Origin of the sequence: Pantoea osteomyelitidis (assembly GCF_044342975.1) — a bacterium.
Classification (GTDB): Bacteria; Pseudomonadota; Gammaproteobacteria; order Enterobacterales; family Enterobacteriaceae; genus Pantoea; species Pantoea osteomyelitidis.
Map to the genome: position 1 here is coordinate 162606 of NZ_JBGFSN010000005.1, position 16085 is coordinate 178690.

General features: G+C 56.6%; 13 protein-coding genes and 1 tRNA gene. 7 read left to right on the top strand and 7 right to left on the bottom strand.

Annotation, left to right across the window (positions count from 1 at the left end):
* Positions 1-15 precede the first annotated feature (15 nt).
* A tRNA-Ile gene (locus ABU178_RS14425) sits at positions 16-91 on the bottom strand.
* A gap of 509 nt (positions 92-600) precedes the next feature.
* On the opposite strand from ABU178_RS14425, the gene mug reads away from it, so the two are divergent.
* Together mug and ABU178_RS14435 are read left to right on the top strand one after the other, a co-directional pair.
* Positions 601-1119, top strand: coding sequence for a G/U mismatch-specific DNA glycosylase (mug, locus tag ABU178_RS14430; protein ID WP_397216096.1), 519 nt, complete (start codon positions 601-603; stop codon positions 1117-1119).
* Positions 1120-1229: 110 nt separating this feature from the next.
* Positions 1230-1982, top strand: a complete 753-nt coding sequence (locus tag ABU178_RS14435; RefSeq protein WP_397216098.1) for a substrate-binding domain-containing protein — start codon at positions 1230-1232, stop codon at positions 1980-1982.
* Between the two features lie 47 nt (positions 1983-2029).
* Here the strand turns inward: ABU178_RS14435 and rpoD are convergent, their stop codons facing one another.
* The 3 genes from rpoD to rpsU form a co-directional block, all read right to left on the bottom strand.
* Entirely contained in the window at positions 2030-3874 is a 1845-nt protein-coding gene (rpoD, locus tag ABU178_RS14440) for an RNA polymerase sigma factor RpoD (RefSeq protein WP_397216100.1), read from the bottom strand.
* Between the two features lie 246 nt (positions 3875-4120).
* Entirely contained in the window at positions 4121-5869 is a 1749-nt protein-coding gene (gene dnaG / locus ABU178_RS14445; RefSeq protein WP_397216101.1) for a DNA primase, read from the bottom strand.
* Between the two features lie 118 nt (positions 5870-5987).
* Positions 5988-6203 (bottom strand): 30S ribosomal protein S21, encoded by a 216-nt coding sequence (gene rpsU / locus ABU178_RS14450; protein ID WP_001144069.1) that lies wholly within the window; start codon positions 6201-6203, stop codon positions 5988-5990.
* 278 nt (positions 6204-6481) lie between these two features.
* Between rpsU and tsaD the strand changes: the two genes are divergently transcribed.
* The gene (tsaD, locus tag ABU178_RS14455; RefSeq protein WP_397216121.1) at positions 6482-7495 is read left to right on the top strand and encodes a tRNA (adenosine(37)-N6)-threonylcarbamoyltransferase complex transferase subunit TsaD; all 1014 of its coding nucleotides are present in this window, start codon (positions 6482-6484) and stop codon (positions 7493-7495) included.
* A gap of 33 nt (positions 7496-7528) precedes the next feature.
* Here the strand turns inward: tsaD and plsY are convergent, their stop codons facing one another.
* The gene (gene plsY / locus ABU178_RS14460; protein WP_397216123.1) at positions 7529-8131 is read right to left on the bottom strand and encodes a glycerol-3-phosphate 1-O-acyltransferase PlsY; all 603 of its coding nucleotides are present in this window, start codon (positions 8129-8131) and stop codon (positions 7529-7531) included.
* Positions 8132-8238: 107 nt separating this feature from the next.
* On the opposite strand from plsY, the gene folB reads away from it, so the two are divergent.
* Both folB and bacA read left to right on the top strand, forming a co-directional pair.
* Positions 8239-8598: a bifunctional dihydroneopterin aldolase/7,8-dihydroneopterin epimerase gene (folB, locus tag ABU178_RS14465; protein ID WP_397216125.1), complete on the top strand. Its 360-nt coding sequence runs from the start codon at positions 8239-8241 to the stop codon at positions 8596-8598.
* A 191-nt stretch (positions 8599-8789) separates the two neighbouring features.
* A complete protein-coding gene (gene bacA, locus ABU178_RS14470) occupies positions 8790-9608 on the top strand; it encodes an undecaprenyl-diphosphate phosphatase (RefSeq protein ID WP_397216126.1) in 819 nt (272 codons plus the stop codon).
* A 16-nt stretch (positions 9609-9624) separates the two neighbouring features.
* Here the strand turns inward: bacA and ABU178_RS14475 are convergent, their stop codons facing one another.
* Together ABU178_RS14475 and ABU178_RS14480 are read right to left on the bottom strand one after the other, a co-directional pair.
* Positions 9625-10857 carry a multifunctional CCA addition/repair protein gene (locus ABU178_RS14475; protein ID WP_397216128.1) on the bottom strand — a complete coding sequence of 411 codons (1233 nt, stop codon included), beginning with the start codon at positions 10855-10857 and terminating at the stop codon, positions 9625-9627.
* A gap of 158 nt (positions 10858-11015) precedes the next feature.
* Positions 11016-11636: a TIGR04211 family SH3 domain-containing protein gene (locus ABU178_RS14480; protein ID WP_397216130.1), complete on the bottom strand. Its 621-nt coding sequence runs from the start codon at positions 11634-11636 to the stop codon at positions 11016-11018.
* A 203-nt stretch (positions 11637-11839) separates the two neighbouring features.
* On the opposite strand from ABU178_RS14480, the gene ABU178_RS14485 reads away from it, so the two are divergent.
* Together ABU178_RS14485 and glnE are read left to right on the top strand one after the other, a co-directional pair.
* Entirely contained in the window at positions 11840-13150 is a 1311-nt protein-coding gene (locus tag ABU178_RS14485) for an inorganic triphosphatase (protein WP_397216132.1), read from the top strand.
* A gap of 44 nt (positions 13151-13194) precedes the next feature.
* A complete protein-coding gene (gene glnE, locus ABU178_RS14490; protein WP_397216134.1) occupies positions 13195-16005 on the top strand; it encodes a bifunctional [glutamate--ammonia ligase]-adenylyl-L-tyrosine phosphorylase/[glutamate--ammonia-ligase] adenylyltransferase in 2811 nt (936 codons plus the stop codon).
* Positions 16006-16085: the final 80 nt, after the last annotated feature.

Below are 16085 nucleotides of genomic sequence, written 5' to 3' on the forward strand. Positions count from 1 at the left end.
ATCACTAACTAAATTTGGTGGCCCCTGCTGGGTTTGAACCAGCGACCAAGCGATTATGAGTCGCCTGCTCTAACCACTGAGCTAAGGGGCCAGCGGAGCGGGGATTATAAAGTATCTGGCCGGGGCGATCCAGCGCTCTAAAGTTGGTTGGCTAAATTAGCAGCAAATGCTGACTTATTGATAAATATCGGAAATTTCGATAATTTCATCAGAAACGGCGTAAATAACAAACTTTTGCGCCGGGACAGCCACCAGCTCGCCGCTCTCCAGCCTGGCCAGCGCCGCATTCACCACCGCCTGCAGGCCTTCATCATCATCTCAGCGGAAATGTCATTAATCCTCATACCGGAACGATCGAAAATCTCCGAAGCTGGAACAGGATGGTCGTAATAATTGCTATGATCGCTATCCCTGCTGTAAAGGTTTCCTTGCTGAAGCAGCATGCGTCATGCATGAAGTCGGTACAGCAGACATCAGCGTAGCAGCGTTAAGAAGGCTCACGGCCGTCCGCTGTAGGCGTTGATAAACAGTGCGCCGGTGCGCTCCTTGCCGCAAGTGGCGTAGCATCAAATTTAAAGCAGGTCTGGAGAAACAAGCAGCATGAGTGAACACGGTATTACCGATATCCTGGCGCCCAATCTCAACGTTCTGTTTTGCGGCATCAATCCCGGCCGATCGTCCGCACATACCGGCTTTCATTTTGCTCATCCCGGCAACCGGTTCTGGAAGGTGATCCATCTGGCTGGTTTTACTGATAAGCAGCTCAGGCCGGAACAGGAGCAGCAGCTGCTGGAAACCGGCTGCGGCATTACCATGCTGGTCGAGCGACCGACGGTGCAGGCCAGTGAGCTGGCAGCGCAGGAGCTGCGAGAGGGTGGCGCGCGGCTACAGGATAAGATTGAGCGCTATCAGCCACGCGCGCTGGCCGTGTTGGGGAAGGAAGCCTATAAGCGCGCCTTCAGCCAGAACAAAGTGGAGTGGGGAGAGCAGCCTGTTAGCGCTGGCGCTACGCAAATCTGGGTGCTGCCGAATCCCAGTGGATTAAACCGTGCTTCGCTGGAGGAGATGGTCGAGGCGTATCGACAGCTTTATGTTGTGTTACAGAAAAATCAGCGCTGAAACGTGAGCCAGCCTGATTAATTCTTCTTCCCCGATTGTTCGCCGCCCCGTTACGGGCTAAACCCTTTTCTTTATGGCAATAAATGGGGAAAGGCGTGAAACGATTAACAATGCTATTGGCAGTTCTGTTAACCACCGGTCAGGGGTGGGCTGCCCCGACGCAGACGACGCTGCGCGTTTTCTGTTCCGGCGGTATGTATCCGGTGATTGAAAGTCTGAAAAGCGATTATCTGCGGCAAACCGGCACGCAAATCGAGCTGGAGGCAGCGCCTTCTATGGGAAAAACGCCGCAGGCTATCCCTGAACGTCTGGCGCGTCAGGATAATGCGGATGTGCTGGTCATGGTGGATTACGCCATCAAGCCGCTGGAAAACGAGAGGCTGGTGCGCGCGCAAAGCCATAAGGTGCTGGCCCACTCATTTATCGCGATGGCGGTAAAAAAGGGTGTGACGCCGCCGGACATCAGCAACGTACAGAAATTTAAGCAGGTGCTTACCGAGTCTGACTCCATCGCTATCTCGGACAGCGCCAGCGGTCGCTACATTAAATCTGAGATGCTCGCTAAGCTCGGGTTAGGCGGTAAAACAGCGAAGAAGGTCGTGGTGATACCGGCGACGCCGGTCGGCAAAGTGGTGGCGGATGGCAAAGCGGCTATCGGCTTCCAACAAAACAGCGAGCTGAAGGCGGTGAAAGGGATCACCATTGTGGGATTGATTCCGCAATCAGTGCAGCAGGATACGCTGTATGGCGCCGTGGTGACGCAATCCAGCAGCCAGCCGCAAAAAGCCGGGGAGTTTATTCATTATCTGAATTCAGATAAGGCGCGGGAGATGATGACGGAAAAGGGGCTGACGCCCTTCTGACAGGCAAAAAAAACCCCGGCAGGCCGGGGTTTTCATCGTAGCTTATTTTAATCGTCGAGGAAGCTGCGCAGCACTTCCGAACGGCTCGGATGACGCAGTTTACGCAGCGCTTTCGCTTCGATCTGACGGATACGCTCACGCGTTACGTCAAACTGTTTGCCTACCTCTTCCAGCGTATGGTCGGTATTCATGTCGATACCGAAACGCATACGCAGCACCTTCGCTTCACGCGCGGTCAGGCCAGCCAGCACGTCATGCGTTGCAGAACGCAGGCTTTCTGAGGTGGCGGAGTCGAGCGGCAGCTCCAGCGTGGTGTCCTCGATAAAGTCGCCCAGATGCGAATCTTCATCATCACCAATCGGCGTCTCCATGGAGATCGGCTCTTTAGCGATTTTCAGCACCTTACGGATTTTATCTTCCGGCATCAGCATACGCTCAGCCAGCTCTTCCGGCGTAGGCTCGCGGCCCATCTCCTGCAGCATCTGGCGCGAAATACGGTTGAGCTTGTTGATGGTCTCAATCATATGCACCGGAATACGGATGGTACGCGCCTGGTCCGCGATAGAGCGGGTAATCGCCTGGCGGATCCACCAGGTGGCGTAAGTAGAGAACTTATAACCACGACGGTATTCAAACTTATCAACCGCTTTCATCAGGCCAATGTTGCCTTCCTGAATCAGGTCGAGGAACTGCAGGCCACGGTTGGTGTATTTCTTGGCGATAGAGATCACCAGACGCAGGTTCGCTTCCACCATCTCTTTCTTGGCGCGACGCGCCTTGGCTTCACCGATCGACATACGACGGTTGATATCTTTCACCTGCTCGATGGTCAGGCCGGTCTCTTCTTCAATCTGCGTCAGCTTCTGCAGACAGCGCTGCACATCTTCTTCCACATCGCGCAGCTTTTCAGACCACGGCTTGTTCATCGCCAGCGCGGCTTTGAACCAGCTTTCACTGGTCTCGTTGCCGGTAAACAGGGTGATGAAGTTTTTCTTCGGCATTTTGCTCAGTTCAACACAGAGCTTCATGATGATGCGTTCCTGAGTACGGACGCGCTCCATCATTTCACGCATGTTATTCACCAGGTAGTCGAACTGTTTCGGCACCAGGCGGAACTGTTTGAAAACGTCAGAAAGGTTTTGAATTTCGGCGACGGCATCGGCGTGGCTGCGGCCTTTGCTCTTGATGACGGTACGCGTGACTTCATACTGGTTGCGCAGTTCAACGAACTTCTCGCGCGCCAGTTCAGGATCGATAGAGTTATCGTCATCCGAGCTGTCGTCGTCGCTCTCTTCGTCTTCATCATCTTCGTCGTCGCGATCTTCTTCAGACAGCTCAGAGCCGACGTGCGTCGCGGTCGGCGCCAGATCTTCTTCGGCGTTGGGATCGACAAAACCGGTAATCAGATCGGAGAGGCGAGATTCGCCCGCTTCAACTTTATCGTACTGATCCAGCAGATAAGTGATCGCTTCCGGATATTCCGCAACGGAACACTGAACCTGGTTGATACCGTCTTCGATGCGTTTTGCGATGTCGATTTCGCCTTCACGCGTCAGCAGTTCAACGGTACCCATTTCGCGCATGTACATGCGCACCGGATCGGTGGTGCGGCCAATTTCAGATTCAACGCTGGATAACACCTGAGCGGCGGCTTCCGCGGCATCTTCGTCAGTATCGGCGCTGTTTTCATTCAGCATCAGATCATCGGCATCCGGGGCTTCTTCCACCACCTGAATACCCATGTCGTTAATCATCTGGATGATGTCTTCGATCTGATCGGAGTCGACGATATCTTCCGGCAGATGGTCATTGACCTCAGCATAGGTCAGATAGCCTTGCTCCTTACCACGGGTGACAAGTAGCTTAAGCTGTGACTGCGGGTTTTGCTCCATAAGACGGTATCCACACTTCTGTTAATTTGATTGGTGTTGGTCGGCAGCGAGCCAACAATAACAATGAAGGCGTTTGATATTATCGCCGCTGCCTTCGTCGCGGCCAGGGCTTTGCCCATTATTATCGGCACCGAAGCCGCTTGCGTTAATTCGTTGTCGGAGCTGGCTTACTTGCCGCTTAATGCCCCCTGGACCGTGCACTATCGGAGCTGGCTAATCCGTCAACCCTCGATCCAGTTAAAACTGTTATTTCTTTGCCAGCGCGGTCAGCAATGACTGCAGCTCGCGGCGCTCTTCCGCGCTTAAGCCTTGAGTACGATCGCGCGCAATCAGTGCTTCAAGCCGTTGTTCGAGCGCAGAATCGTAAATACTTGCCAGTGAGTCCTGAAACACCGCTTCAACTTCTTCATCCACTATCATGTGGTTCCAGGTTGCCAGCGTTTCAAGTGTCTGACTAAAATTTGTGCCGCGATATAACTCTAGTAGCTGACCAGTGGTCAGGCCAGGGTTCTCATCGCAACGTGTTACTAACTCCACAAACAGCGGTAAACCTGCCATTTTTGACTGCTCAAGCCCCTGCAAAGAAGGGACCATCGCTGCCAGATGGGGATTCTGCACCAGCAAGGCCACCAGCACGCGCATGGTGGTGCGCTTCAGCTGAGGCGCCACGGGTGCCGCGCCGCTTGCTGCCTGTTTCGGCATCAGCTTTTCCAGCTGGCGGTCGTCAAGAATGCCCAGCTTGTTGCCCAACTCCTGACGCATGTAAATACGCAGCGTTTCACCCGGAATCTGACTAATCAACGGCAGCGCCAGGGTACTCAGGCGCGCTTTCCCGTCGCGGGTGCTCAGATCGACCTGCGGCAACAGCGAGTCAAACAGAAACGTGGAGAGCGGCGTCGCCTGCTCCATGCGCGCTTCGAATGCTGCTTTCCCTTCTTTACGCACCAGTGTATCCGGGTCTTCGCCGTCAGGCAGAAACATAAAGCGTAGCTGACGCCCGTCATTCATGTAAGGCAATGCGGTTTCCAGCGCGCGCCATGCCGCTTCACGACCGGCGCGATCGCCGTCATAACAGCAAATAACGGTATCTGTGGTACGGAACAGAAGTTGGATATGCTCAGCCGTGGTTGAGGTGCCCAGCGACGCAACGGCATAATCGATACCAAACTGCGCCAGCGCCACCACATCCATATAACCTTCCACCACCAACAGGCGGGCAGGTTGCGGATGATTTTTATGCGCTTCAAACAGGCCATAAAGCTGACGGCCTTTGTGAAAAATGGTGGTTTCCGGCGAGTTAAGATACTTGGGCGTGTCGTTGCCCAGCACGCGTCCGCCAAAACCAATCACTCGTCCACGCTTGTCGCGAATCGGGAACATCATGCGATCGCGAAAACGGTCATAGGTGCGGCCGTTATCGTTTTTAACCAGCATGCCCGCTTCCATCAGGGAGTCGCGGTCGTCACGGTTACTGCCGAAACGCTTGAGTACGTTATCCCAGCCCGGCGGCGCATAGCCGATGGCGAAATGGTCAATAACGTCCTGGCTCAGACCGCGACCGCTGATATAGTCGCGCGCGCGCTGTGCGTCGTTTTGCCTGAGAGCCTGCTGATAAAAGCCGTTCAGGCTTTCCATCAGCTGATAGAGCGTTTGACGCTGATGCCGTTCCAGTGGACTCGGACCACTACCGCCTGCTTCGTAAGGCACTTCAAGGCCATGCATGGTGGCCAGCTCTTCGATGCTCTCCACAAACTCCAGACGATCGTAATTCATCAGGAAGTCGATGGCGTTGCCATGAGCGCCGCAGCCGAAGCAGTGATAAAACTGTTTTTCGCCGTTTACGGTGAAAGAGGGGGTTTTCTCGTTATGAAAAGGACAGCACGCGTGGAAGTTCTTGCCCTGCTTTTTCAGCTTTACGCGGACGTCGATAAGATCCACGATATCCGTGCGGGCAAGTAAATCATTTATAAATACACGTGGAATTCGTCCAGCCATAAGCCCCGGTTTTTCAGCTCATAAACGGCAACAAGCCGCGCTTCCCTTCGGAAAGCACGGCCTTTTACGTAACTCGCTCTGCGTTTAAAACGCGATGGAGGCGAACCTCCGAAACAGATTAGTACAGACGAGTGCGGCGTGCGTTTTCGCGAGCCAGTTTCTTGGCATGACGCTTAACTGCTGACGCTTTAGCGCGCTTACGTTCGGTAGTGGGTTTTTCATAGAACTCACGACGACGAACTTCAGCCAGAACGCCTGCTTTTTCGCAGGAACGCTTGAAGCGACGCAGTGCTACGTCGAACGGCTCGTTTTCACGTACTTTAATTACCGGCATGTAACTCTCACCTCGATAAAATTCGGTTTTTGCTGCTGGCTGCGGCGCCAGCTCATTTCAAAATGGTGCAGCATTTTACTCCAACACGGGTTGGCTTGTAAAGCACCATGAACAATTTGAAACCAACAGGAGCGTCTGCCTGTGCGGCTGCCGGTTTTTTCAGGGCGCTGAGTATAGCGCACTCATTGCGCGGCAGAAAAACACTTTTTCCACGCAAAGCGACCTCAACCGCAACATCAGCTGTGATACACTGCGCGCCGCAAGAAGAGGTAACTGCTATGCGAGTTCTGGGTATTGAAACGTCATGTGATGAAACCGGCATCGCAATCTATGACGATGAGGCCGGTCTGCTGGCCAATCAGCTCTACAGTCAGGTCAAACTGCATGCCGATTACGGCGGTGTGGTGCCGGAACTGGCGTCGCGCGATCACGTGCGCAAAACCGTCCCGCTGATTCAGGCCGCGTTGAAAGAGGCGGGTCTGCAGCCGGAACAGATTGATGCCGTCGCTTATACCGCTGGTCCGGGATTGGTAGGCGCGCTGCTGGTCGGGGCCACTATCGGGCGCTCGCTGGCCTTTGCCTGGGAGGTGCCGGCGGTGCCGGTGCATCATATGGAAGGGCATCTGCTGGCACCGATGTTGGAAAACAATCCGCCTGAGTTTCCTTTTGTCGCGCTGCTGGTTTCCGGCGGCCACACGCAGCTGATTGCCGTGACTGGCATTGGCGAATATCAGCTGCTGGGCGAGTCGATTGACGATGCCGCCGGTGAGGCTTTTGATAAGACCGCCAAGCTGCTGGGACTCGACTATCCCGGCGGGCCGATGCTATCGAAAATGGCGCAGCAGGGCACGGCGGGGCGCTTTACTTTTCCGCGTCCGATGACCGATCGTCCCGGCCTCGACTTCAGCTTTTCCGGCCTGAAGACCTTTGCGGCAAACACCATCCGCGAGCACGATAACGACGCGCAAACCCGTGCCGATATCGCACGCGCCTTTGAGGATGCGGTGGTGGAGACGCTGGCGATAAAATGCAAACGCGCGCTGGATCAGACGCGCTTTACGCGTCTGGTGATTGCCGGCGGCGTCAGCGCTAACCGCACCCTGCGCGAGCGGATGGCGGAGATGATGCAGGCGCGCGGCGGCGAAGTGTTCTACGCCCGTCCGGAATTCTGTACCGATAACGGCGCGATGATCGCCTATGCCGGTATGGTGCGCCTGAAGGGCGGTACGCGCGGCGATCTCAGCGTCAGCGTGCGGCCGCGCTGGCCGCTAGCCGAACTGCCCGCCATATAATAAAAAAGCCGACAATCGTCGGCTTTTTTGTGTTCACTCTTTTTTCTTCTTCCGCTTCCAGATTTTCCCTTCCTGCCCGCGCCACAGGCGCTGAATATTGTCATGATGACGCAACAGAATCAGACAAGAGAGCATCGAAACCGGAAAGGTAAACTGCGGTTTAAACCACCAGACGTAGAAGGGCGCAATCAGCGCACTGACAATCGCCCCCAGTGAGGAGTAACCGCTGAGCAGCACGGTCAGCAGCCAGGTGCCGGTCATCAACCCGGTTAAGTCCCAGCCGATGGGCGCGATAGCGCCAAAGGCGGTAGCGACCCCTTTGCCGCCGCGAAAGTGAAAAAAGACCGGATAGATATGGCCGAGGCAGGCGGCAATTGCCGTCAGGCCGAGATAAAGCGGCGATACATGCAGCAGATACGCCAGCCAGACCGGAACCATCCCTTTCAGAACATCGAAGATCAGCACGCCCGCCGCTGCGGCCTTGCCGCCGAGGCGTAATACGTTAGTCGCGCCAGGATTTCCTGAGCCGTGAGTGCGTGGATCGGGCAGGCCGGCGAGTTTGCACACCAAAATCGCGCTGGAAATCGAACCGCAAAGATACGCGAAAATAATCATACCAAGCGCGATAGCACTCATAACACCGTACCGTTCCTTTAGGGTCGTTTTGTTCTCTTCAACAGTGGATAATACGCATAATCCGCCGGAAGTGGTATCCGGCATGGCCAAAAACAGAGACTGTCATCATGGATATCGTATTTATCGATCAACTCACGGTGTTTACCACCATTGGCGTTTATGACTGGGAACAAGGCATTCAGCAAAAGCTGGTGCTCGATGTCGAAATGGCGTGGGACAACCGTCAGGCGGCGGCCAGCGACGACGTGAACCACTGCCTGAGCTATGCCGATGTGGCTGACGCCATACTGCAACATCTTACCGGTCATCGCTTTGCCCTGGTGGAGCGCGTGGCGGAAGAGGTCGCCTCCCTGCTGATGACGCGATTCAACACGCCGGGCGTGCGCATCAAGGTCAGCAAACCGGGCGCGGTCGCCCAGGCGGCGCAGGTTGGCGTCCGTCTGGAACGCGGGACTATTCCTAAATAAATCCGATGTGATTGCCATCACAATGAAACCAAACCAAATTATTGTGTGTCATAACGATTGCCGTTTCGGTTACGCGAACCAAAGTGGCGGGAAACGTTAAGGTTTCGCTAATTCTGGCATATGCATAATTTCAGGCGGGAGCGGCACGCTACCGCCTTTTTAATGGTTAAAAATGGATAGAGGAAAATTTGATGGCAGATATTCATCAGCTTTGGGTAGCCGCAATCCTGGGGTTGGTGGAGGGATTGACCGAGTTCCTGCCGGTCTCCTCCACGGGCCACATGATCATTGTGGGCCACCTGTTAGGCTTTGAGGGAAATACCGCCGAGACCTTTGAAGTGGTGATTCAGTTGGGTTCGATTCTCGCGGTAGTGGTGATGTTCTGGCGTCGTTTGTTTGGGCTGATTGGTATTCGTTTCGGCGAAGTTAAGCACGAGGGCGTGGGCCGCGGTCATCTGACGCTGATCCATATTCTGCTGGGCATGATTCCGGCGGTGGTGATTGGTCTGGTATTTCACGATCAGATTAAAACCCTGTTTAATCCGATCAACGTGATGTATGCGCTGGTGGTGGGGGGCGTGCTGCTGCTGGCGGCAGAATATCTCAAGCCGAAACAGCCGAAGGCGGTGGGGATTGATGACATCAGCTACCGTCAGGCGTTTATGATTGGCTGCTTTCAGTGTCTGGCGCTCTGGCCCGGCTTTTCACGCTCCGGCGCGACCATTTCCGGCGGTATGCTGATGGGCGTCAGCCGTTATGCAGCCTCGGAATTCTCCTTTATCCTGGCCGTACCGATGATGATCGGCGCGACAGCGCTCGATCTCTACAGAAGCATGAGCTTCCTGACAATGAACGATTTGCCGATGTTCGCTGTAGGTTTCATCACTGCTTTCGTCGTGGCGCTTATCGCTATCAAAGCCTTCCTGGAGCTGATTAAACGTATCTCGTTCGTTTCGTTCGCCATCTATCGTTTTATCGTAGCGGCCGTGGTCTACGCCATTTTTATGTAAGAAAACGTGCGGCCAGCTAAGCTGGCCGCAAAGTGATTAAGCCTTCCGCGACGGCAGCGATACGTCGCCGTGTTAACTCTTCCCGCACGTCTGCACCTTTAAATCCGGCATCCACCACCGCTTTGGTCGGCACTGCCTGCGCCAGCGCAAAGGCCTGACGCAGATAATCACCTTGCGGATAGGGCATATTCTCCAGCCCGGCGCGACCACGCGCATCCGCTTCGCTGGTCAGGGCGATCTGCTCAACGCGCTGCGGTTTGCGCCAGGCATCAATGCGATCAAACAGTGCGACCAGCGATTCCGCCGACTGTCGCTCGATGGTGTGCACCACGTCGTGAAATTCCGTCACCAGCAGGGCTAAATCGCGCAGGGCATTGGGCACGCGCAGCCGCTGGCACAGCTGCTCAACGATCGGCAGACCTGCCGGACCGTGACCATGATGGCTGGGCCACTTCTCCGGCGGCGTCAGCGCCTTGCCAACGTCATGAAACAGGGTGGCGAAACGCACATCCACGCGATCGGAGAGCGCCGCCGCCATCGCAAGGGTCATCAGCGTATGCACGCCGGTATCAATTTCCGGGTGCCATTTGGCAGGAGCCGGCACGCCAAACAGCGCGTCCAGCTCGGGAAACAAAATCCGCAACGCGCCGCAGTCACGCAGCACCTGAAAATAGACCTGAGGATTCGGCGATTCCAGCGCCTTTTCCGTCTCTTTCCATACCCGCTCCGGCGTAAGGTGCGCCAGCTCGCCGCTCTGCGCCATATCACGCATCAGCGCCTGGGTTTCATCCGCCACGCGAAAGTTCAGGTGAGCGAAGCGGGCGGCAAAACGCGCCACGCGCAGCACGCGCAGCGGATCTTCCTCAAAGGCGGGGGAGACGTGGCGCAGCAGGCGCGCTTCGATATCGCGCTGTCCATGATAAGGATCGATCAGCTTTCCATCCGTGCTGCGCGCAATCGCGTTGATGGTGAGATCGCGGCGCTGCAAATCCTGCTCCAGCGTCACGTCCGGCGAGGACCAGGTGACGAAACCGGTATAGCCGCTGCCCGATTTACGCTCGGTACGCGCCAGCGCATACTCTTCACGGCTTTTGGGATGCAAAAACACCGGGAAATCGCGACCAACCTGTTGATAACCTTGCGCCAGCATCATCTCTGGCGTTGCGCCAACGACTACCCAGTCTTTATCTTTAACCGGTAGATTAAGCAGCGCATCGCGCACTGCGCCGCCGACAAGAAACGTCTTCACTCAACCACTCCAGAGGTAAAATAATCTCGCGTGTCCGGGGGCGTCCGGCACCCGTTAAAGAACACGCACGTTGCTTTATTGTTACACACATTCGTGTAAATTGCGGGCATGAGAAAAGGGGCATCCTGAGATCCCCTGGCAAAAAGCAGAAAACCCACTCAGTTCATCCAGCGATCTTTCTTTTTACGACGCGGGATCATATGTGGCAGCAACAGGCCGAGCAGCAAGCCGACGCCCAACACCCCACCGCCATACATAAACCACTGCATGATGATGGTGCGCTGCTTATCATCAAGCTGTACGTTCGCCGCATTGACCTTCTTTTGCGCCACGATAAGTTCGTTTTTCAGCTTCTGGTTTTCATCTTTCAGCCCGTTGATCACGCTGTCGCTGCTGGCCACTTTGTTCTGCATTTCGGCGGTGCGCTGGTTCCAGCTGCCGTCAATGTTAGCCAGCTTGGCGGTAAGATCTTTTACCTGCTGTTCCAGTTGCGGCACCCGGGTGCGCAGGCTGGGATCGGCGCTGAGCTGCGAAAGCGGAATCCAGTTTGTATGTCCTTCAGCGTCACGAATCTGGCCATACTGCGTATCATTGTTCGTTTGCAGCAGCGCCACCTCTTCCCCCGCGTTCAGTTTGCCGACCAGGCGATATTGATCGCCCGGTCCGCTGCGAACCCAGGTGGATAATTCGTCAGAAATATAACGTTTCTCTTCGGCGTGAACAGGAGTGATTACGCTGAAAGCCAGCAAAGTAAGTCCAACTAAAGTGATTTTTTTCATTCGATATCGTTTTTGCATAAGGTCAGTAAAATTACCGGCACAGTCTGGAGAGGCTTCGCAGGGATATGAATGAGAACTATCCTGGACTCGAACCCGTTAAAAGGGGCGCGAAAGCGTAAGAAAGCCGAGACAGTAACGCTTCTGTGCATTACTCTTCGCCTGAATAACCTCTCTGGTGCCAGTAGCGTATTGAATAAAAAATTATGACCATCGAAATCGAATTAAAGTTCATTGTCACACCACATGCCGCCGGGAAACTGGCCGCAGCGCTCACCGCCTGGCCGCACGATCACGAGTCGGCGCAGGAACTGACCAACATCTATTACGAAACCGAAGATAACCAGCTGCGACGCTGGGATATGGGCCTGCGCATCCGCGGCGTGGATAAGCGCTTTGAGATGACGCTGAAAGCCGCAGGAAAAACCCTGGGCGGACTGCATCAGCGCCCGGAATACAATGTTGATTTAACCGAGCCGGTGCTTGATATCACCCGCCTGCCGGCAGAAATCTGGCCGCAGGGCACCGCTCTTGCCGCGCTTCAGTCACGTTTGCAGCCGCTGTTCAGCACGCATTTTGTGCGTGAAAAGTGGCTGGTGCGCTACCAGCAGAGCGAAATCGAGGTGGCGTTCGATCAGGGCGAAGTGGCGGCTGGCGAGCTGAAAGAGCCGCTGTACGAAGTGGAGCTGGAGTTAAAATCGGGCCAGCGCAGCGATTTGATGATGTTTGCCCATCAGCTGATCGCCATGGGCGGCCTGCGCCTCGGCAGTCTGAGCAAAGCGGCGCGCGGCTATCAGTTGGCGCAGGGCAATCCCGCCCGTCCGCTGCGTTCGCTGCCGATTCTGAACATCGCGCCCAAAGCCACGGTGGAAGAGGGCATGCTGGCAGCGATGTCGCTGGCGCTCAGCCACTGGCAGTATCACGAAGAGGTGTGGCTGCGCGGCAACCCGCAGGCGCTGACGTCGGTACGCGAGGCGCTGGAAACGCTGCGTCAGGCTTTCGCGCTGTTTGGCGCGCTGGTGCCGCGTAAAGCCAGCAGCGAACTGCGGCAAAAGCTGACGGCGCTGGAAGAAGCGCTGACGGACGCCTCGCCGGACGCGCACTCCCTCTGCTTTTCCACCCTGTGGGTTGATGCTCAGCTTACGCTGACCCACTGGCTGGTTGAGGCGCAATGGCAGCGCTGGCTGGATGAGAAAAGCAAAAGCAAAATGCAGGGATCGTTTAAACGCTTCTGCGACATTATGCTGGGACGTATCGCGGCCGATCTCAAAGAGACCTTCAGCGATATCCGCCAGCCGAATGAATACCATGACAAAGCCGCACGGCTAAGCCGCCAGCTGCTGGCTGTGCATCTGTTGAGCGGCGCCTATCAGGTCAGCGCCGTGGAAGGCTGGCTGGCGCCCTGGCAACAGCTGCTGCAGGCCATTCATCAGCAGCAGGCGAGCTGGCTGAATGCGCACGCCAGCCAGGCGTTGAAGCAGCCGGCATTCTGGCTGAACGGGACGGCCGCACGCTAAGCCATCCAATTGCTAAGTGAAACCTGCCATCAGGGAGAGAAAAAGTGTCTGAGCTATCACTGATACTGAAAACGCAGCAGGAGAAGGCGGCTGAAAAATTGCAGCTTGCCCCGGACGCGCTGAGCGCGGAACAGGCTGGCGCGCTGGCCTTCAGCGATTTCATCGTCGAGAACCTGCAGCAATATCCCGCCTGGTGGCAAGAGATGCAGCAGCAGCCTCCGCAGCCGGAGGAGTGGCGGCACTATCCGGCCTGGCTGCGCGAGGCGCTGGAGGCGGTAAGCGATGAGGCGACGCTGATGCGCACGCTGCGTCTGTTTCGCCGCCGGATGCTGGTCCGCATCGGCTGGATGCAGGCTTTGCATCACGCCAGTACCGGGCAGAGCCTGCAACAGCTGAGCGTGCTGGCGGAGACGCTGATTGTCGCCGCGCGCGACTGGGTTTATCAGGATTGCTGCCGGGATTTCGGCACCCCCTGCAACGCCGAAGGCGAAGCGCAGCCGATGCTGATTCTGGGCATGGGCAAGCTTGGCGGCGGCGAGCTGAACTTCTCCTCTGATATCGATCTGATTTTTGCCTGGCCGGAAAATGGCGTCACGCACGGCGGGCGACGCGAGCTGGATAACGCGCAGTTTTTTACCCGCATGGGCCAGCGGCTGATAAAAGTGCTGGATCAACCCACCATGGACGGCTTCGTCTATCGCGTCGACATGCGCCTGCGGCCTTTTGGCGATAGCGGGCCTCTGGTGCTGAGCTTTGCGGCGCTGGAGGATTACTACCAGGAGCAGGGACGCGACTGGGAGCGTTACGCCATGGTGAAAGCGCGCCTGATGGGCGGCGATGACGACCGCTGGAGCCAGGAGCTGCGTCAGATGCTGCGACCTTTCATCTACCGTCGCTACATCGATTTCAGTGTGATTCAGTCGCTGCGTAACATGAAAAGCATGATCGCGCGCGAGGTGCGACGTCGCGGCCTGACGGATAACATCAAGTTGGGCGCGGGCGGGATTCGCGAGGCGGAGTTTATCGTCCAGGTCTTTCAGCTGATTCGTGGCGGGCGTGAGCGCTCGCTTCAGCTGCGCTCCCTGTTGCCCACGCTTTCTGCGATTGGTGAGCTTGAGCTGCTGCCCTTAATGCAGATTGAGCAGCTGCGCACCAGCTACCTGTTCCTGCGCCGCCTTGAAAATTTACTCCAGAGTATCGGCGATGAGCAGACGCAAACGCTGCCGGCCGATGCGCTGAATCGCGCGCGCCTGGCCTGGGCAATGGGCTTCGCCGATTGGGAGGCGCTGAAGGCGCAGCTGGAAAACCATATGGCGGCGGTACGCGATATCTTCGATGAGCTGATTGGCGAAGATACGCCGGAACCTGACGATAACCGCACGCTGGCAGAGTATACCGCGCTGTGGCAGGACCCACTGGATGAGGCTGAGCTGGTGACGGACGCGCAGCGTCAGCGGCTGCTGAGCACGCTGAACGCTTTTCGCCTCGAGGTTAATAAACGCACTATCGGCCCGCGCGGTCGCCAGGCGTTGGATCAGCTGATGCCGCGTCTGCTGAGCGAGATTTGTCTGCTGCCGGATGCAGCCGAAACCCTGAACCGCCTGACGCCGCTGCTGGTGGGAGTGCTGACGCGCAGCACCTATCTGGAGCTGCTGACCGAATCCCACCGCGCGCTGCGTCATCTGATTCGCCTCTGCGCCGCCTCGCCGATGCTGGCCAGCCAGCTGGCGCGGCATCCGCTGCTGTTGGATGAACTGCTGGATCCCGCCACGCTTTACCAGCCAACCGCGACTGATGCCTATCGGGACGAGCTGCGGCAGTACCTGATGCGTATTCCCGCCGATGATGAGGAGCAGCAGCTTGAGGCGTTGCGCCAGTTCAAACAGGCGCAGCATCTGCGTATCGCCGCTGCCGATATCGCCAAAACCCTGCCGGTGATGAAAGTGAGCGATCACTTAACCTGGCTGGCGGAGGCGATTATCGAATCGGTGGTGCAGCAGGCCTGGCACATGATGGTGCAGCGCTACGGGCGGCCCTCCCATCTGCAGAACGAGCATGAGCGCGGCTTTGCCGTGGTGGGCTATGGCAAGCTGGGCGGCTGGGAGCTGGGCTACAGCTCCGATCTCGACCTGGTGTTTCTGCACGATTGCCCTGCCGATGCGGTGACACAGGGCGATCGCAGCATTGACGGTCGTCAATTTTACCTGCGACTGGCGCAACGCGTGATGCATCTGTTCAGTACGCGCACCTCGTCAGGAATTCTCTATGAAGTAGATGCGCGACTGCGCCCCTCGGGCGCGGCGGGCATGCTGGTGAGTACCTTTGACGCGTTCGACGACTATCAGCGCAATGAGGCCTGGACCTGGGAACATCAGGCGCTGGTGCGCGCGCGCATTGTGTTCGGCGAGCCGACGTTGTGTCAGCGTTTTGATGCTATCCGTCGCGGCGTGCTTTGCCTGCCGCGTGAAGCGGCGCAACTGCAAACGGACGTGCGCGAAATGCGCGAAAAGATGCGCGCCCATCTCAGCAACAAACATAAAGGGCGCTGGGAGATTAAGACCGACGAAGGCGGCATCACCGATATTGAATTCATCGCGCAATATCTTGTCTTACGCTACGCCGCTGAGCAGCCCGCTCTGACGCGCTGGTCTGATAACGTGCGCATCTTTGAGCTGATGGCAAAGCATAAAATTATGCCGCAGCCGGAAGCGCAGGCGCTAACTCAGGCTTACGTCACGCTGCGTGATGCGCTGCACCATCTTGCCCTGCAGGAATTGCCGGGGCATGTGGCGCCTGAGGCGTTTATGGCGGAACGTGAGAGCGTTCGCGAAAGCTGGCGGCGCTGGCTGGCTTAACGCCGCCAGTCCGGATGCGGAACAGATGGCACAGCAGGCTTCTGTGCTATTATCCGCGCACTATTTTTACTGCAGTCTGG

What these genes read in the sequence shown, in the direction of transcription:
- mug (WP_397216096.1), top strand. Translation starts at nt 601, where the DNA reads ATGAGTGAACACGGTATTACCGATATCCTGGCGCCCAATCTCAACGTT.
- ABU178_RS14435 (WP_397216098.1), top strand. Translation starts at nt 1,230, where the DNA reads ATGCTATTGGCAGTTCTGTTAACCACCGGTCAGGGGTGGGCTGCCCCG.
- rpoD (WP_397216100.1), bottom strand. Translation starts at nt 3,874, where the DNA reads ATGGAGCAAAACCCGCAGTCACAGCTTAAGCTACTTGTCACCCGTGGT.
- dnaG (WP_397216101.1), bottom strand. Translation starts at nt 5,869, where the DNA reads ATGGCTGGACGAATTCCACGTGTATTTATAAATGATTTACTTGCCCGC.
- rpsU (WP_001144069.1), bottom strand. Translation starts at nt 6,203, where the DNA reads ATGCCGGTAATTAAAGTACGTGAAAACGAGCCGTTCGACGTAGCACTG.
- tsaD (WP_397216121.1), top strand. Translation starts at nt 6,482, where the DNA reads ATGCGAGTTCTGGGTATTGAAACGTCATGTGATGAAACCGGCATCGCA.
- plsY (WP_397216123.1), bottom strand. Translation starts at nt 8,131, where the DNA reads ATGAGTGCTATCGCGCTTGGTATGATTATTTTCGCGTATCTTTGCGGT.
- folB (WP_397216125.1), top strand. Translation starts at nt 8,239, where the DNA reads ATGGATATCGTATTTATCGATCAACTCACGGTGTTTACCACCATTGGC.
- bacA (WP_397216126.1), top strand. Translation starts at nt 8,790, where the DNA reads ATGGCAGATATTCATCAGCTTTGGGTAGCCGCAATCCTGGGGTTGGTG.
- ABU178_RS14480 (WP_397216130.1), bottom strand. Translation starts at nt 11,636, where the DNA reads ATGAAAAAAATCACTTTAGTTGGACTTACTTTGCTGGCTTTCAGCGTA.
- ABU178_RS14485 (WP_397216132.1), top strand. Translation starts at nt 11,840, where the DNA reads ATGACCATCGAAATCGAATTAAAGTTCATTGTCACACCACATGCCGCC.